Source organism: Escherichia sp. TC-EC600-tetX4, from assembly GCF_019356055.1.
Taxonomy (GTDB): domain Bacteria; phylum Pseudomonadota; class Gammaproteobacteria; order Enterobacterales; family Enterobacteriaceae.
Map to the genome: position 1 here is coordinate 3,425,063 of NZ_CP079924.1, position 14,861 is coordinate 3,439,923.

The 14,861-nt window shown below is 52.2% G+C and carries 14 protein-coding genes; 12 read left to right on the plus strand and 2 right to left on the minus strand.

Features of this window, described 5'->3' with window-relative positions; genetic code table 11:
• The first annotated feature begins 362 nt into the window (after positions 1-362).
• The 6 genes from cyoA to KXD89_RS16670 all read left to right on the plus strand — a co-directional run bounded on the left by cyoA (position 363) and on the right by KXD89_RS16670 (position 6,671).
• A complete protein-coding gene (gene cyoA / locus KXD89_RS16645; protein ID WP_001239436.1) occupies positions 363-1,310 on the plus strand; it encodes a cytochrome o ubiquinol oxidase subunit II in 948 nt (315 codons plus the stop codon).
• Positions 1,311-1,331: 21 nt separating this feature from the next.
• Positions 1,332-3,323: a cytochrome o ubiquinol oxidase subunit I gene (gene cyoB, locus KXD89_RS16650; protein ID WP_000467180.1), complete on the plus strand. Its 1,992-nt coding sequence runs from the start codon at positions 1,332-1,334 to the stop codon at positions 3,321-3,323.
• On the plus strand, positions 3,313-3,927 hold the full coding sequence (locus tag KXD89_RS16655; protein WP_000179819.1) for a cytochrome o ubiquinol oxidase subunit III: 615 nt from the start codon (positions 3,313-3,315) through the stop codon (positions 3,925-3,927). Before cyoB ends, KXD89_RS16655 begins: the two co-directional genes overlap by 11 nt.
• Complete coding sequence (locus KXD89_RS16660) at positions 3,927-4,256, plus strand: cytochrome o ubiquinol oxidase subunit IV (protein WP_000019869.1); 330 nt, start codon at positions 3,927-3,929, stop codon at positions 4,254-4,256. The genes KXD89_RS16655 and KXD89_RS16660 overlap by 1 nt, the downstream gene beginning before the upstream one ends.
• 11 nt (positions 4,257-4,267) lie before the next feature.
• The gene (gene cyoE / locus KXD89_RS16665) at positions 4,268-5,158 is read left to right on the plus strand and encodes a heme o synthase (protein ID WP_000971336.1); all 891 of its coding nucleotides are present in this window, start codon (positions 4,268-4,270) and stop codon (positions 5,156-5,158) included.
• A 148-nt stretch (positions 5,159-5,306) separates the two neighbouring features.
• Positions 5,307-6,671, plus strand: coding sequence for an MFS transporter (locus KXD89_RS16670; RefSeq protein WP_001000963.1), 1,365 nt, complete (start codon positions 5,307-5,309; stop codon positions 6,669-6,671).
• A 127-nt stretch (positions 6,672-6,798) separates the two neighbouring features.
• On the opposite strand, the gene yajQ is transcribed toward KXD89_RS16670, so the two are convergent.
• On the minus strand, positions 6,799-7,290 hold the full coding sequence (yajQ, locus tag KXD89_RS16675; RefSeq protein ID WP_001138904.1) for a nucleotide binding protein YajQ: 492 nt from the start codon (positions 7,288-7,290) through the stop codon (positions 6,799-6,801).
• Positions 7,291-7,457: 167 nt separating this feature from the next.
• Here yajQ and panE point away from each other — a divergent pair, with 167 nt between their 5' ends.
• Entirely contained in the window at positions 7,458-8,369 is a 912-nt protein-coding gene (gene panE / locus KXD89_RS16680; protein ID WP_000705865.1) for a 2-dehydropantoate 2-reductase, read from the plus strand.
• Positions 8,332-8,922, plus strand: coding sequence for a protein deglycase YajL (gene yajL, locus KXD89_RS16685; RefSeq protein ID WP_001276305.1), 591 nt, complete (start codon positions 8,332-8,334; stop codon positions 8,920-8,922). Before panE ends, yajL begins: the two co-directional genes overlap by 38 nt.
• Before the next feature lie 53 nt (positions 8,923-8,975).
• Here the strand turns inward: yajL and KXD89_RS16690 are convergent, their stop codons facing one another.
• Positions 8,976-10,424 carry a tRNA 4-thiouridine(8) synthase ThiI gene (locus KXD89_RS16690; RefSeq protein WP_000668662.1) on the minus strand — a complete coding sequence of 483 codons (1,449 nt, stop codon included), beginning with the start codon at positions 10,422-10,424 and terminating at the stop codon, positions 8,976-8,978.
• A gap of 205 nt (positions 10,425-10,629) precedes the next feature.
• On the opposite strand from KXD89_RS16690, the gene xseB reads away from it, so the two are divergent.
• The 4 genes from xseB to yajO all read left to right on the plus strand — a co-directional run bounded on the left by xseB (position 10,630) and on the right by yajO (position 14,812).
• Entirely contained in the window at positions 10,630-10,872 is a 243-nt protein-coding gene (xseB, locus tag KXD89_RS16695; RefSeq protein ID WP_001124935.1) for an exodeoxyribonuclease VII small subunit, read from the plus strand.
• The gene (gene ispA, locus KXD89_RS16700) at positions 10,872-11,771 is read left to right on the plus strand and encodes a (2E,6E)-farnesyl diphosphate synthase (protein ID WP_000347217.1); all 900 of its coding nucleotides are present in this window, start codon (positions 10,872-10,874) and stop codon (positions 11,769-11,771) included. Before xseB ends, ispA begins: the two co-directional genes overlap by 1 nt.
• Before the next feature lie 24 nt (positions 11,772-11,795).
• Entirely contained in the window at positions 11,796-13,658 is a 1,863-nt protein-coding gene (gene dxs, locus KXD89_RS16705) for a 1-deoxy-D-xylulose-5-phosphate synthase (RefSeq protein WP_000006797.1), read from the plus strand.
• Positions 13,659-13,837: 179 nt separating this feature from the next.
• Positions 13,838-14,812 carry a 1-deoxyxylulose-5-phosphate synthase YajO gene (gene yajO, locus KXD89_RS16710; RefSeq protein WP_001199800.1) on the plus strand — a complete coding sequence of 325 codons (975 nt, stop codon included), beginning with the start codon at positions 13,838-13,840 and terminating at the stop codon, positions 14,810-14,812.
• Positions 14,813-14,861 lie beyond the last annotated feature (49 nt).

Sequence of the window (14,861 nt, forward strand, 5' to 3'; positions counted from 1 at the left end):
TTAGCGTTTGGAAATTATTGGCGCCATTTATAAATTCTATTTTTCTTACACGATTCAGCTAATGAGTCTTTATTTTCTCATCACCCAGTTGTCACTCTAATGATAATTATTTGTTAAATAATTGTTTTATTTCACATTGGTTATACCAATTGCCCGCCCAGACTCCTTCAGCACTCCCCTTTTGTTATAACGCCCTTTTGCAACAGCTTCTTAAAATCAACCTGATATGTTTTGCAACATATGTGACCTGGCAGCCAAATCCAAGTAACAGGAATTTAATCATGTTTACAGTAATGTAACCTTCCCGTAAAATGCCCACACACTTTAAACGCCACCAGATCCCGTGGAATTGAGGTCGTTAAATGAGACTCAGGAAATACAATAAAAGTTTGGGATGGTTGTCATTATTTGCAGGCACTGTATTGCTCAGTGGCTGTAATTCTGCGCTGTTAGATCCCAAAGGACAGATTGGTCTGGAGCAACGTTCACTGATACTGACGGCATTTGGCCTGATGTTGATTGTCGTTATTCCCGCAATCTTGATGGCTGTTGGTTTCGCCTGGAAGTACCGTGCGAGCAATAAAGATGCTAAGTACAGCCCGAACTGGTCACACTCCAATAAAGTGGAAGCTGTGGTCTGGACGGTACCTATCTTAATCATCATCTTCCTTGCAGTACTGACCTGGAAAACCACTCACGCTCTTGAGCCTAGCAAGCCGCTGGCACACGACGAGAAGCCCATTACCATCGAAGTGGTTTCCATGGACTGGAAATGGTTCTTCATCTACCCGGAACAGGGCATTGCTACCGTGAATGAAATCGCTTTCCCGGCGAACACTCCGGTGTACTTCAAAGTGACCTCCAACTCCGTGATGAACTCCTTCTTCATTCCGCGTCTGGGTAGCCAGATTTATGCCATGGCCGGTATGCAGACTCGCCTGCATCTGATCGCCAACGAACCCGGCACTTATGACGGTATCTCCGCCAGCTACAGCGGCCCGGGCTTCTCAGGCATGAAGTTCAAAGCTATTGCAACACCGGATCGCGCCGCATTCGACCAGTGGGTCGCAAAAGCGAAGCAGTCGCCGAACACCATGTCTGACATGGCTGCGTTCGAAAAACTGGCCGCGCCTAGCGAATACAACCAGGTGGAATATTTCTCCAACGTGAAACCAGACTTGTTTGCCGATGTAATTAACAAGTTTATGGCTCACGGTAAGAGCATGGACATGACCCAGCCAGAAGGTGAGCACAGCGCACACGAAGGTATGGAAGGCATGGACATGAGCCACGCGGAATCCGCCCATTAAAGGGGTTGAGGAAGAATAAAGATGTTCGGAAAATTATCACTTGATGCAGTCCCGTTCCATGAACCTATCGTCATGGTTACGATCGCTGGCATTATTTTGGGAGGTCTGGCGCTCGTTGGCCTGATCACTTACTTCGGTAAGTGGACCTACCTGTGGAAAGAGTGGCTGACCTCCGTCGACCATAAACGCCTCGGTATCATGTATATCATCGTGGCGATTGTGATGTTGCTGCGTGGTTTTGCTGACGCCATTATGATGCGTAGCCAGCAGGCTCTTGCCTCGGCGGGCGAAGCGGGCTTCCTGCCACCTCACCACTACGATCAGATCTTTACCGCGCACGGCGTGATTATGATCTTCTTCGTGGCGATGCCTTTCGTTATCGGTCTGATGAACCTGGTGGTTCCGCTGCAGATCGGCGCGCGTGACGTTGCGTTCCCGTTCCTCAACAACTTAAGCTTCTGGTTTACCGTTGTTGGTGTGATTCTGGTTAACGTTTCTCTCGGCGTGGGCGAATTTGCGCAGACCGGCTGGCTGGCCTATCCACCGCTATCGGGAATAGAGTACAGTCCGGGAGTCGGTGTCGATTACTGGATATGGAGTCTCCAGCTATCCGGTATAGGTACGACGCTTACCGGTATCAACTTCTTCGTTACCATTCTGAAGATGCGCGCACCGGGCATGACCATGTTCAAGATGCCAGTATTTACCTGGGCATCACTGTGCGCGAACGTACTGATTATTGCTTCCTTCCCAATTCTGACGGTTACCGTCGCGTTGTTGACCCTGGATCGCTATCTGGGCACCCATTTCTTTACCAACGATATGGGTGGCAACATGATGATGTACATCAACCTGATTTGGGCCTGGGGCCACCCGGAAGTTTACATCCTGATCCTGCCTGTTTTCGGTGTGTTCTCCGAAATTGCGGCAACCTTCTCGCGTAAACGTCTGTTTGGTTATACCTCGCTGGTATGGGCAACCGTCTGTATCACCGTGCTGTCGTTCATCGTTTGGCTGCACCACTTCTTTACGATGGGTGCGGGCGCGAACGTAAACGCCTTCTTTGGTATCACCACAATGATTATCGCCATCCCGACCGGGGTGAAGATCTTCAACTGGCTGTTCACCATGTATCAGGGCCGCATCGTGTTCCATTCTGCGATGCTGTGGACCATCGGTTTTATCGTCACCTTCTCGGTGGGCGGGATGACTGGCGTGCTGCTGGCCGTACCGGGCGCGGACTTCGTTCTGCATAACAGCCTGTTCCTGATTGCGCACTTCCATAACGTGATCATCGGCGGCGTGGTCTTCGGCTGCTTCGCAGGGATGACCTACTGGTGGCCTAAAGCGTTCGGTTTCAAACTGAACGAAACCTGGGGTAAACGCGCGTTCTGGTTCTGGATCATCGGCTTCTTCGTTGCCTTTATGCCACTGTATGCGCTGGGCTTCATGGGCATGACCCGTCGTTTGAGCCAGCAGATTGACCCGCAGTTCCACACCATGCTGATGATTGCAGCCAGCGGTGCAGTACTGATTGCGCTGGGTATTCTCTGCCTCGTTATTCAGATGTACGTTTCTATTCGCGACCGCGACCAGAACCGTGACCTGACTGGCGACCCGTGGGGTGGCCGTACGCTGGAGTGGGCAACCTCTTCCCCGCCTCCGTTCTATAACTTTGCCGTAGTGCCGCACGTTCACGAACGTGATGCATTCTGGGAAATGAAAGAGAAAGGCGAAGCGTATAAAAAGCCTGACCACTATGAAGAAATTCATATGCCGAAAAACAGCGGTGCAGGTATCGTCATTGCAGCTTTCTCCACCATCTTCGGTTTCGCCATGATCTGGCATATCTGGTGGCTGGCGATTGTTGGCTTCGCAGGCATGATCATCACCTGGATCGTGAAAAGCTTCGACGAGGACGTGGATTACTACGTGCCGGTGGCAGAAATCGAAAAACTGGAAAACCAGCATTTCGATGAGATTACTAAGGCAGGGCTGAAAAATGGCAACTGATACTTTGACGCACGCGACTGCCCACGCGCACGAACACGGGCACCACGATGCAGGCGGAACCAAAATCTTCGGATTTTGGATCTACCTGATGAGCGACTGCATTCTGTTCTCTATCTTGTTTGCTACCTATGCCGTTCTGGTGAACGGCACCGCAGGCGGCCCGACAGGTAAGGACATTTTCGAACTGCCGTTCGTTCTGGTTGAAACTTTCTTGCTGTTGTTCAGCTCCATCACCTACGGCATGGCGGCTATCGCCATGTACAAAAACAACAAAAGCCAGGTTATCTCCTGGCTGGCGTTGACCTGGTTGTTTGGTGCCGGATTTATCGGGATGGAAATCTATGAATTCCATCACCTGATTGTTAACGGCATGGGTCCGGATCGCAGCGGCTTCCTGTCAGCGTTCTTTGCGCTGGTCGGCACGCACGGTCTGCACGTCACTTCTGGTCTTATCTGGATGGCGGTGCTGATGGTGCAAATCGCCCGTCGCGGCCTGACCAGCACTAACCGTACCCGCATCATGTGCCTGAGCCTGTTCTGGCACTTCCTGGATGTGGTTTGGATCTGTGTGTTCACTGTTGTTTATCTGATGGGGGCGATGTAATGAGTCATTCTACCGATCACAGCGGCGCGTCCCATGGCAGCGTAAAAACCTACATGACAGGCTTTATCCTGTCGATCATTCTGACGGTGATTCCGTTCTGGATGGTGATGACAGGAGCTGCCTCTCCGGCCGTAATTCTGGGAACAATCCTGGCAATGGCAGTGGTACAGGTTCTGGTGCATCTGGTGTGCTTCCTGCACATGAATACCAAATCAGATGAAGGCTGGAACATGACGGCGTTTGTCTTCACCGTGCTAATCATCGCTATCCTGGTTGTAGGCTCCATCTGGATTATGTGGAACCTCAACTACAACATGATGATGCACTAAGAGCGGCGGTTATGATGTTTAAGCAATACCTGCAAGTAACGAAACCAGGCATCATCTTTGGCAACCTGATCTCGGTGATTGGGGGATTCCTGCTGGCCTCAAAGGGCAGCATTGATTATCCCCTGTTTATCTACACGCTGGTTGGGGTGTCACTGGTTGTGGCGTCGGGTTGTGTGTTTAACAACTACATCGACAGGGATATCGACAGAAAGATGGAAAGGACGAAGAATCGGGTGCTGGTGAAAGGCCTGATCTCTCCTGCTGTCTCGCTGGTGTACGCCACGTTGCTGGGTATTGCTGGCTTTATGCTGCTGTGGTTTGGCGCGAATCCGCTGGCCTGCTGGCTGGGGGTGATGGGCTTTGTGGTTTATGTCGGCGTTTATAGCCTGTACATGAAACGCCACTCTGTCTACGGCACGTTGATTGGTTCGCTCTCCGGCGCTGCGCCGCCGGTGATCGGCTACTGTGCGGTAACCGGTGAGTTCGATAGCGGCGCAGCGATCCTGCTGGCTATCTTCAGCCTGTGGCAGATGCCTCACTCCTATGCCATCGCCATTTTCCGCTTTAAGGATTACCAGGCGGCAAACATTCCGGTATTGCCAGTGGTAAAAGGCATTTCGGTGGCGAAGAATCACATCACGCTGTATATCATCGCCTTTGCCGTTGCCACGCTGATGCTCTCTCTTGGCGGTTACGCTGGGTATAAATATCTGGTGGTCGCCGCGGCGGTTAGCGTCTGGTGGTTAGGTATGGCTCTGCGCGGTTATAAAGTTGCTGATGACAGAATCTGGGCGCGCAAGCTGTTCGGCTTCTCTATCATCGCCATCACTGCCCTCTCGGTGATGATGTCCGTTGATTTTATGGTACCGGACTCGCATACGCTGCTGGCTGCTGTGTGGTAACAAAACCTCTCTATTAAAAAGGTGCTACGGCACCTTTTTTCTTAGCATTAGAAACATATCCCTCTCGAAATATTTACTAAAAAATCCGCATGTTTACCCCATTCGTTTGCCGCTTTACACTAGTCGCGAATTTAAAACAGAGGTGGTAATGAACGATTATAAAATGACGCCAGGTGAGAGGCGCGCGACCTGGGGTTTAGGGACCGTATTCTCGTTGCGCATGCTGGGCATGTTTATGGTTCTGCCGGTTCTGACCACGTACGGCATGGCTCTGCAAGGTGCCAGCGAAGCATTAATCGGTATTGCCATTGGTATTTATGGTCTGACTCAGGCCGTTTTTCAGATTCCGTTTGGCCTGCTTTCCGACCGCATTGGTCGCAAACCATTAATTGTCGGTGGGCTGGCGGTGTTTGCCGCCGGTAGCGTTATCGCTGCGCTTTCCGACTCCATCTGGGGAATTATTCTGGGCCGGGCGCTACAAGGCTCTGGAGCAATTGCCGCCGCCGTTATGGCGCTGCTTTCCGATCTCACGCGCGAACAAAACCGCACCAAAGCGATGGCGTTTATCGGCGTGAGCTTTGGCATTACCTTTGCCATTGCGATGGTGCTTGGCCCGATCATCACTCACAAACTTGGGCTGCACGCGCTGTTCTGGATGATCGCTATTCTGGCAACGACCGGCATTGCGTTGACCATTTGGGTTGTGCCCAACAGTAGCACTCACGTACTTAATCGTGAGTCCGGAATGGTGAAAGGCAGTTTCAGTAAAGTGCTGGCGGAACCGCGGCTGCTGAAACTCAACTTTGGCATTATGTGTCTGCATATTTTGCTGATGTCGACGTTTGTTGCCCTGCCCGGACAACTGGCTGATGCAGGGTTCCCGGCGGCTGAACACTGGAAGGTCTATCTGGCGACAATGCTAATCGCCTTTGGCTCGGTCGTGCCTTTCATTATCTACGCTGAAGTTAAGCGCAAAATGAAGCAAGTCTTTGTCTTCTGCGTCGGGTTGATCGTGGTTGCGGAAATTGTGTTGTGGAACGCGCAAACGCAGTTCTGGCAACTGGTGGTCGGCGTGCAGCTTTTCTTTGTGGCGTTTAATTTGATGGAAGCCCTCCTGCCCTCACTTATCAGTAAAGAGTCGCCAGCAGGTTACAAAGGTACGGCGATGGGTGTTTACTCCACCAGCCAGTTTCTTGGCGTGGCGATTGGCGGTTCGCTGGGCGGCTGGATTAACGGCATGTTTGACGGTCAGGGGGTATTTCTCGCTGGCGCAATGCTGGCCGCAGTGTGGCTGACAGTCGCCAGTACCATGAAAGAACCGCCGTATGTCAGCAGTTTGCGCATTGAAATCCCGGCGAACATTGCCGCAAACGAGGCGTTAAAAGTGCGTTTGCTAGAAACTGAAGGCATCAAAGAAGTGTTGATTGCAGAAGAAGAACATTCAGCTTATGTGAAAATCGACAGCAAAGTGACGAATCGCTTTGAGATAGAACAGGCAATTCGTCAGGCATAAAAAACGCGGCGAATTGCCTGCTGCGCTACGCTTATCAGGCCTACAAAGTTTCTGAATTACAAACCTTTGTAGGCCGAATCAGGCGTTCATGCCGCATCTGACATGAACAAAACGCACATAGTCGCGATTAATCGCGGAAGTTTTTGAACTGGAACGGCTGACCGAGATCGCCACCACGTACCATCGCCATGACAGCCTGCAAATCATCACGAGATTTGCCCGTTACGCGGATTTCATCGCCCTGAATTTGCGCCTGCACTTTCAGTTTGCTGTCTTTGATCATCTTGACGATTTTCTTCTGGGTCGCGCTCTCAATGCCCTGTTTCAGTTTCGCTTCCACAAACCAGGTTTTACCGCTATGAACGATATTCTCCGGTACATCCAGCGAACTGCCTTCAATGCCGCGCTTCAGCAGCTTGGCACGCAGAATATCCAGCAACTGATTGACCTGGAAATCGGACTCGCTCAACACTTTGATGGTTTTGCTGGCGTCGTTCAGCTCAAATGAGGCTTCAACGTTACGGAAGTCAAAACGGGACTCCACTTCGCGGCTCGCGTTATCGACCGCGTTACGTGCTTCCTGAAGATCAACTTCAGAGACAATATCGAAAGATGGCATCTTTTCCTCTCCCTTCATTTTTGATGCGAAGCATAATACCCGCAAAGTTAAATAACCGACAGTCCTGCACCAGGACGTATCCCTTAATTGTGCATAGTCGCAACAGCATGCACAATTAAGGGATAGCCTTATTGAACACCCGGAGTGGTTGCGGGTGAGGAGGAACAATGAAAATTACCGTATTGGGATGCGGTGCCTTAGGGCAATTATGGCTTACAGCACTTTGCAAACAGGGTCATGAAGTTCAGGGCTGGCTGCGCGTACCGCAACCTTATTGTAGCGTGAATCTGGTTGAGACAGATGGTTCGATATTTAACGAATCGCTGACCGCCAACGATCCCGATTTTCTCGCCACCAGCGATCTGCTCCTGGTGACGCTGAAAGCATGGCAGGTTTCCGATGCCGTCAAAAGCCTCGCGTCCACACTGCCTGTAACTACGCCAATACTGTTAATTCACAACGGCATGGGCACCATCGAAGAGTTGCAAAACATTCAGCAGCCATTACTGATGGGCACCACCACCCATGCAGCCCGCCGCGACGGCAATGTCATTATTCATGTGGCAAACGGTATCACGCATATTGGCCCGGCACGGCAACAGGACGGGGATTACAGTTATCTGGCGGATATTTTGCAAACCGTGTTGCCTGACGTTGCCTGGCATAACAATATTCGCGCCGAGCTGTGGCGCAAGCTGGCAGTCAACTGCGTGATTAATCCACTGACTGCCATCTGGAATTGCCCGAACGGTGAATTACGTCATCATCCGCAAGAAATTATGCAGATATGCGAAGAAGTCGCGGCGGTGATCGAACGCGAAGGGCATCATACTTCAGCAGAAGATTTGCGTGATTACGTGATGCAGGTGATTGATGCCACAGCGGAAAATATCTCGTCGATGTTGCAGGATATCCGCGCGCTGCGCCACACTGAAATCGACTATATCAATGGTTTTCTCTTACGCCGCGCCCGCGCGCATGGGATTGCCGTACCGGAAAACACCCGCCTGTTTGAAATGGTAAAAAGAAAGGAGAGTGAATATGAGCGCATCGGCACTGGTTTGCCTCGCCCCTGGTAGTGAAGAGACTGAAGCCGTCACCACTATCGATCTGCTGGTTCGCGGCGGTATCAAAGTCACCACTGCCAGCGTCGCCAGCGATGGTAACCTGGCGATTACCTGCTCGCGCGGCGTGAAGCTGCTGGCGGATGCGCCGCTGGTCGAAGTGGCTGATGGCGAATATGACGTGATCGTGCTGCCTGGTGGCATTAAAGGCGCGGAGTGTTTTCGCGATAGCACTCTGCTGGTTGAAACCGTTAAACAGTTCCACCGTTCCGGGCGTATCGTCGCGGCTATTTGCGCCGCGCCAGCCACCGTGCTGGTGCCGCACGATATCTTCCCGATTGGTAATATGACCGGCTTCCCGACGCTGAAAGACAAAATTCCCGCCGAACAATGGCTGGACAAGCGCGTCGTCTGGGATGCACGGGTAAAATTGCTGACCAGCCAGGGGCCGGGTACAGCTATCGACTTTGGTCTGAAAATTATCGACCTGTTGGTTGGGCGTGAAAAAGCCCATGAAGTGGCATCACAACTGGTGATGGCGGCAGGGATTTATAATTATTACGAGTAGTGTCGGATGCGGCAAACGTCGCATCTGACCAGATGCGACGTAAAAACCACAAATTACGGGCGATATACCTTCACATTGTTAAAGCCCTGCTCGCGCAGATAGAGCGCCTGCAGACGGCTCATCACCCCGCGCTCACACCACAGCAGCCAGGTTTTGTTCTGGTCGAGATCGCCAAATTTGGTGCTCAGTTTATAGAACGGCAGAGAAACCACATCAATCCCTTCGACTTTCAGTGGCTTATCTTCCTGTTCATCGATAGAACGGATATCGAGGATCACGTCGTTCGGGCCGAAGCCATTGACGGTTTCCACTTCCACCACTTCCTGCTCGGTCTGCTGGGCGATTTCGCGGATATCAACGTTATTCGCTTCCTCAACCACTTTATCGAGAATGCTGAAGTCGAACTTCTCTTCTTCCGCTTCAATCTTCGATTTAACTGCTTTCACCGTCGGGCTTTTGGAGATCACACCACAATATTCCGGCATCGTGCGAGCAAAGTCTTCGGTGCCAATCTGGCGGGCCAGGTTGATGATGTGCTCTTTGTCGTAAGAGATCAGCGGACGCAGGATCAGCGTGTCGGAGACGTTATCAATCAGGCGCAGGTTGGTCAGCGTCTGGCTGGACACCTGGCCGAGCGCTTCGCCGGTGACCAGCGCCTGTACGCCGTAACGTTCAGCCACTTTAGATGCGGCACGCACCATCATACGTTTGAGGATAACGCCCATCTGACCGTCGTCGATTTTCTCGAGAATTTCCCCGACGACCGGTTCGAAATTAATAGCGACAAAACGCACGCGGTGGGAGCTGCCAAAGCGGTTCCACAGATAATGCGCCACCTGACGCACGCCAATTTCATGCGCCGCGCCGCCGAGGTTAAAGAAGCAGTAATGCACGCGGCAGCCGCGACGCATCAACATATAACTGGAAACACCGGAGTCGAAACCACCGGAAATGAGCGACAGCACATCTTCCTGGGTGCCGATCGGGAAACCGCCAATACCTTCGTAGCGGCCTTTAATCAGCAGGAGACGATCGTCTTCCACTTCCAGATGGACAGTCACATCCGGATTGGTCAGCTTCACGCGCGCGGATTCAATATGCTGATTTAAACCGCCGCCGACGTAACGTTCCACATCAATCGAGCTAAAATCATGTTTGCCACGGCGCTTCACGCGTACGCAGAAGGTTTTGCCTTCCAGCTGATCGCGATACTGAACCAACGCTTTCTCGAAAATATCGTGCATGTCGGTAAACGGCACGTCTTCGACTTCGAGAATATGGTGGATACCCGGAATACGGGTCAGAGCGTCGCGAATAGCCAGACGCTGGTTTTCATCTTTTGCGCGAACTTCGATGTTATCCCAGTGGCGGACGACAGCGAGCGTCTCATCATAGTGCTTTAAAACGTTACGAATGTTCCCGGTAAGGATTTTTATAAAGCGCAAGCGCACAGATTGGCTTTTGATGGTGATTTCCGGGAACAATTTAATGATAAACTTCATGGCGGCAATGGTTCGTTGGCAAGCCTTAAGCGACTTGTATAGGGAAAAATACAGCAGCCCACACCTGCGGCTGCATCCAGGCGCGGAAGTATACCACTAACATCGCTTTGCTGTGCACATCACCTTACCATTGCGCGTTATTTGCTATTTGCCCTGAGTCCGTTACCATGACGGGGCGAAAAATATTGAGAGTCAGACATTCATTATGCCGAAGAAAAATGAGGCGCCCGCCAGCTTTGAAAAGGCGCTGAGCGAGCTGGAACAGATTGTAACCCGTCTGGAAAGTGGCGACCTGCCGCTGGAAGAGGCGCTGAACGAGTTCGAACGCGGCGTGCAGCTGGCACGTCAGGGGCAGGCCAAATTACAACAAGCCGAACAGCGCGTACAAATTCTGCTGTCTGACAATGAAGACGCCTCTCTAACCCCTTTTACACCGGACAATGAGTAATGGACTTTCCGCAGCAACTCGAAGCCTGCGTTAAGCAGGCCAACCAGGCGCTGAGCCGTTTTATCGCCCCACTGCCCTTTCAGAACACTCCCGTGGTCGAAACCATGCAGTATGGCGCATTATTAGGTGGTAAGCGCCTGCGACCTTTCCTGGTTTATGCCACCGGTCATATGTTCGGCGTTAGCACAAACACGCTGGACGCACCCGCTGCCGCCGTTGAGTGTATCCACGCTTACTCATTAATTCATGATGATTTACCGGCAATGGATGATGACGATCTGCGTCGCGGTTTGCCAACCTGCCATGTGAAGTTTGGCGAAGCAAACGCGATTCTCGCTGGCGACGCTTTACAAACGCTGGCGTTCTCGATTTTAAGCGATGCCGATATGCCGGAAGTGTCGGACCGCGACAGAATTTCGATGATTTCTGAACTGGCGAGCGCCAGTGGTATTGCCGGAATGTGCGGTGGTCAGGCATTAGATTTAGACGCGGAAGGCAAACACGTACCTCTGGACGCGCTTGAGCGTATTCATCGTCATAAAACCGGCGCATTGATTCGCGCCGCCGTTCGCCTTGGTGCATTAAGCGCCGGAGATAAAGGACGTCGTGCTCTGCCGGTACTCGACAAGTATGCAGAGAGCATCGGCCTTGCCTTCCAGGTTCAGGATGACATCCTGGATGTGGTGGGAGATACTGCAACGTTGGGAAAACGCCAGGGTGCCGACCAGCAACTTGGTAAAAGTACCTACCCTGCACTTCTGGGTCTTGAGCAAGCCCGGAAGAAAGCCCGGGATCTGATCGACGATGCCCGTCAGTCGCTGAAACAACTGGCTGAACAGTCACTCGATACCTCGGCACTGGAAGCGCTAGCGGACTACATCATCCAGCGTAATAAATAAACAATAAGTATTAATAGGCCCCTGATGAGTTTTGATATTGCCAAATACCCGACCCTGGCACTGGTCGACTCCACCCAGGAGTTACGACTGTTGCCGAAAGAGAGTTTACCGAAACTCTGCGACGAACTGCGCCGCTATTTACTCGACAGCGTGAGCCGTTCCAGCGGGCACTTCGCCTCCGGGCTGGGCACGGTCGAACTGACCGTGGCGCTGCACTATGTCTACAACACCCCGTTTGACCAATTGATTTGGGATGTGGGGCATCAGGCTTATCCGCATAAAATTTTGACCGGACGCCGCGACAAAATCGGCACCATCCGTCAGAAAGGCGGTCTGCACCCGTTCCCGTGGCGCGGCGAAAGCGAATATGACGTATTAAGCGTCGGGCATTCATCAACCTCCATCAGTGCCGGAATTGGTATTGCGGTTGCTGCCGAAAAAGAAGGCAAAAATCGCCGCACCGTCTGTGTCATTGGCGATGGCGCGATTACCGCAGGCATGGCGTTTGAAGCGATGAATCACGCGGGCGATATCCGTCCTGATATGCTGGTGATTCTCAACGACAATGAAATGTCGATTTCCGAAAATGTCGGCGCGCTCAACAACCATCTGGCACAGCTGCTTTCCGGTAAGCTTTACTCTTCACTGCGCGAAGGCGGGAAAAAAGTTTTCTCTGGCGTGCCGCCAATTAAAGAGCTGCTCAAACGCACCGAAGAACATATTAAAGGCATGGTAGTGCCTGGCACGTTGTTTGAAGAGCTGGGCTTTAACTACATCGGCCCGGTGGACGGTCACGATGTGCTGGGGCTTATCACCACGCTAAAGAACATGCGCGACCTGAAAGGCCCGCAGTTCCTGCATATCATGACCAAAAAAGGTCGTGGTTATGAACCGGCAGAAAAAGACCCGATCACTTTCCACGCCGTGCCTAAATTTGATCCCTCCAGCGGTTGTTTGCCGAAAAGTAGCGGCGGTTTGCCGAGCTATTCAAAAATCTTTGGCGACTGGTTGTGCGAAACGGCAGCGAAAGACAACAAGCTGATGGCGATTACTCCGGCGATGCGTGAAGGTTCCGGCATGGTCGAGTTTTCACGTAAATTCCCGGATCGCTACTTCGACGTGGCAATTGCCGAGCAACACGCGGTGACCTTTGCTGCGGGTCTGGCGATTGGTGGGTACAAACCCATTGTCGCGATTTACTCCACTTTCCTGCAACGCGCCTATGATCAGGTGCTGCATGACGTGGCGATTCAAAAGCTTCCGGTCCTGTTCGCCATCGACCGCGCGGGCATTGTTGGTGCTGACGGTCAAACCCATCAGGGTGCTTTTGATCTCTCTTACCTGCGCTGCATACCGGAAATGGTCATTATGACCCCGAGCGATGAAAACGAATGTCGCCAGATGCTCTATACCGGCTATCACTATAACGATGGCCCGTCAGCGGTGCGCTACCCGCGTGGCAACGCGGTCGGCGTGGAACTGACGCCGCTGGAAAAACTACCAATTGGCAAAGGCATTGTGAAGCGTCGTGGCGAGAAACTGGCGATCCTTAACTTTGGTACGCTGATGCCAGAAGCGGCGAAAGTCGCCGAATCGCTGAACGCCACGCTGGTCGATATGCGTTTTGTGAAACCGCTTGATGAAGCGTTAATTCTGGAAATGGCCGCCAGCCATGAAGCGCTGGTCACCGTAGAAGAAAACGCCATTATGGGCGGCGCAGGCAGCGGCGTGAACGAAGTGCTGATGGCCCATCGTAAACCAGTACCCGTGCTGAACATTGGCCTGCCGGACTTCTTTATTCCGCAAGGAACTCAGGAAGAAATGCGCGCCGAACTCGGCCTCGATGCCGCTGGTATGGAAGCCAAAATCAAGGCCTGGCTGGCATAATCCCTACTCCACTCCTGCTATGCTTAAGAAATTATTCATAGACTCTAAATAATTCGAGTTGCAGGAAGGCGGCAAACGAGTGAAGCCCCAGGAGCTTACATAAGTAAGTGACTGGGGTGAACGAATGCAGCCGCAGCACATGCAACTTGAAGTATGACGAGTATAGCAGGAGTGGCAGCATGCAATACAACCCCTTAGGAAAAACCGACCTTCGCGTTTCCCGACTTTGCCTCGGCTGTATGACCTTTGGCGAGCCAGATCGCGGTAATCACGCATGGACACTGCCGGAAGAAAGCAGCCGTCCCATAATTAAACGTGCACTGGAAGGCGGCATAAATTTCTTTGATACCGCCAACAGTTATTCTGACGGCAGCAGCGAAGAGATCGTCGGTCGCGCACTGCGGGATTTCGCCCGTCGTGAAGACGTGGTCGTTGCGACCAAAGTGTTCCATCGCGTTGGTGATTTACCGGAAGGATTATCCCGTGCGCAAATTTTGCGCTCTATCGACGACAGCCTGCGACGTCTCGGCATGGATTATGTCGATATCCTGCAAATTCATCGCTGGGATTACAACACGCCGATCGAAGAGACGCTGGAAGCCCTCAACGACGTGGTAAAAGCCGGGAAAGCGCGTTATATCGGCGCGTCATCAATGCACGCTTCGCAGTTTGCTCAGGCACTGGAACTCCAAAAACAGCACGGCTGGGCGCAGTTTGTCAGTATGCAGGATCACTACAATCTGATTTATCGTGAAGAAGAGCGCGAGATGCTACCACTGTGTTATCAGGAGGGCGTGGCGGTAATTCCATGGAGCCCGCTGGCAAGGGGCCGTCTGACGCGTCCGTGGGGAGAAACTACCGCACGACTGGTGTCTGATGAGGTGGGGAAAAATCTCTATAAAGAAAGCGATGAAAATGACGCGCAGATCGCAGAGCGGTTAACAGGCGTCAGTGAAGAACTGGGGGCGACACGAGCACAAGTTGCGCTGGCCTGGTTGTTGAGTAAACCGGGCATTGCCGCACCGATTATCGGAACTTCGCGCGAAGAACAGCTTGATGAGCTATTGAACGCGGTGGATATCACTTTGAAGCCGGAACAGATTGCCGAACTGGAAACGCCGTATAAACCGCATCCTGTCGTAGGATTTAAATAAGAGTCCAGGCCTGATGAGACGTGACAAGCGTCACATCAGGCATCGGTGC

What these genes read in the sequence shown, in the direction of transcription:
- cyoA (WP_001239436.1), top strand. Translation starts at nt 363, where the DNA reads ATGAGACTCAGGAAATACAATAAAAGTTTGGGATGGTTGTCATTATTT.
- cyoB (WP_000467180.1), top strand. Translation starts at nt 1,332, where the DNA reads ATGTTCGGAAAATTATCACTTGATGCAGTCCCGTTCCATGAACCTATC.
- KXD89_RS16655 (WP_000179819.1), top strand. Translation starts at nt 3,313, where the DNA reads ATGGCAACTGATACTTTGACGCACGCGACTGCCCACGCGCACGAACAC.
- KXD89_RS16660 (WP_000019869.1), top strand. Translation starts at nt 3,927, where the DNA reads ATGAGTCATTCTACCGATCACAGCGGCGCGTCCCATGGCAGCGTAAAA.
- cyoE (WP_000971336.1), top strand. Translation starts at nt 4,268, where the DNA reads ATGATGTTTAAGCAATACCTGCAAGTAACGAAACCAGGCATCATCTTT.
- KXD89_RS16670 (WP_001000963.1), top strand. Translation starts at nt 5,307, where the DNA reads ATGAACGATTATAAAATGACGCCAGGTGAGAGGCGCGCGACCTGGGGT.
- yajQ (WP_001138904.1), bottom strand. Translation starts at nt 7,290, where the DNA reads ATGCCATCTTTCGATATTGTCTCTGAAGTTGATCTTCAGGAAGCACGT.
- panE (WP_000705865.1), top strand. Translation starts at nt 7,458, where the DNA reads ATGAAAATTACCGTATTGGGATGCGGTGCCTTAGGGCAATTATGGCTT.
- yajL (WP_001276305.1), top strand. Translation starts at nt 8,332, where the DNA reads ATGAGCGCATCGGCACTGGTTTGCCTCGCCCCTGGTAGTGAAGAGACT.
- KXD89_RS16690 (WP_000668662.1), bottom strand. Translation starts at nt 10,424, where the DNA reads ATGAAGTTTATCATTAAATTGTTCCCGGAAATCACCATCAAAAGCCAA.
- xseB (WP_001124935.1), top strand. Translation starts at nt 10,630, where the DNA reads ATGCCGAAGAAAAATGAGGCGCCCGCCAGCTTTGAAAAGGCGCTGAGC.
- ispA (WP_000347217.1), top strand. Translation starts at nt 10,872, where the DNA reads ATGGACTTTCCGCAGCAACTCGAAGCCTGCGTTAAGCAGGCCAACCAG.
- dxs (WP_000006797.1), top strand. Translation starts at nt 11,796, where the DNA reads ATGAGTTTTGATATTGCCAAATACCCGACCCTGGCACTGGTCGACTCC.
- yajO (WP_001199800.1), top strand. Translation starts at nt 13,838, where the DNA reads ATGCAATACAACCCCTTAGGAAAAACCGACCTTCGCGTTTCCCGACTT.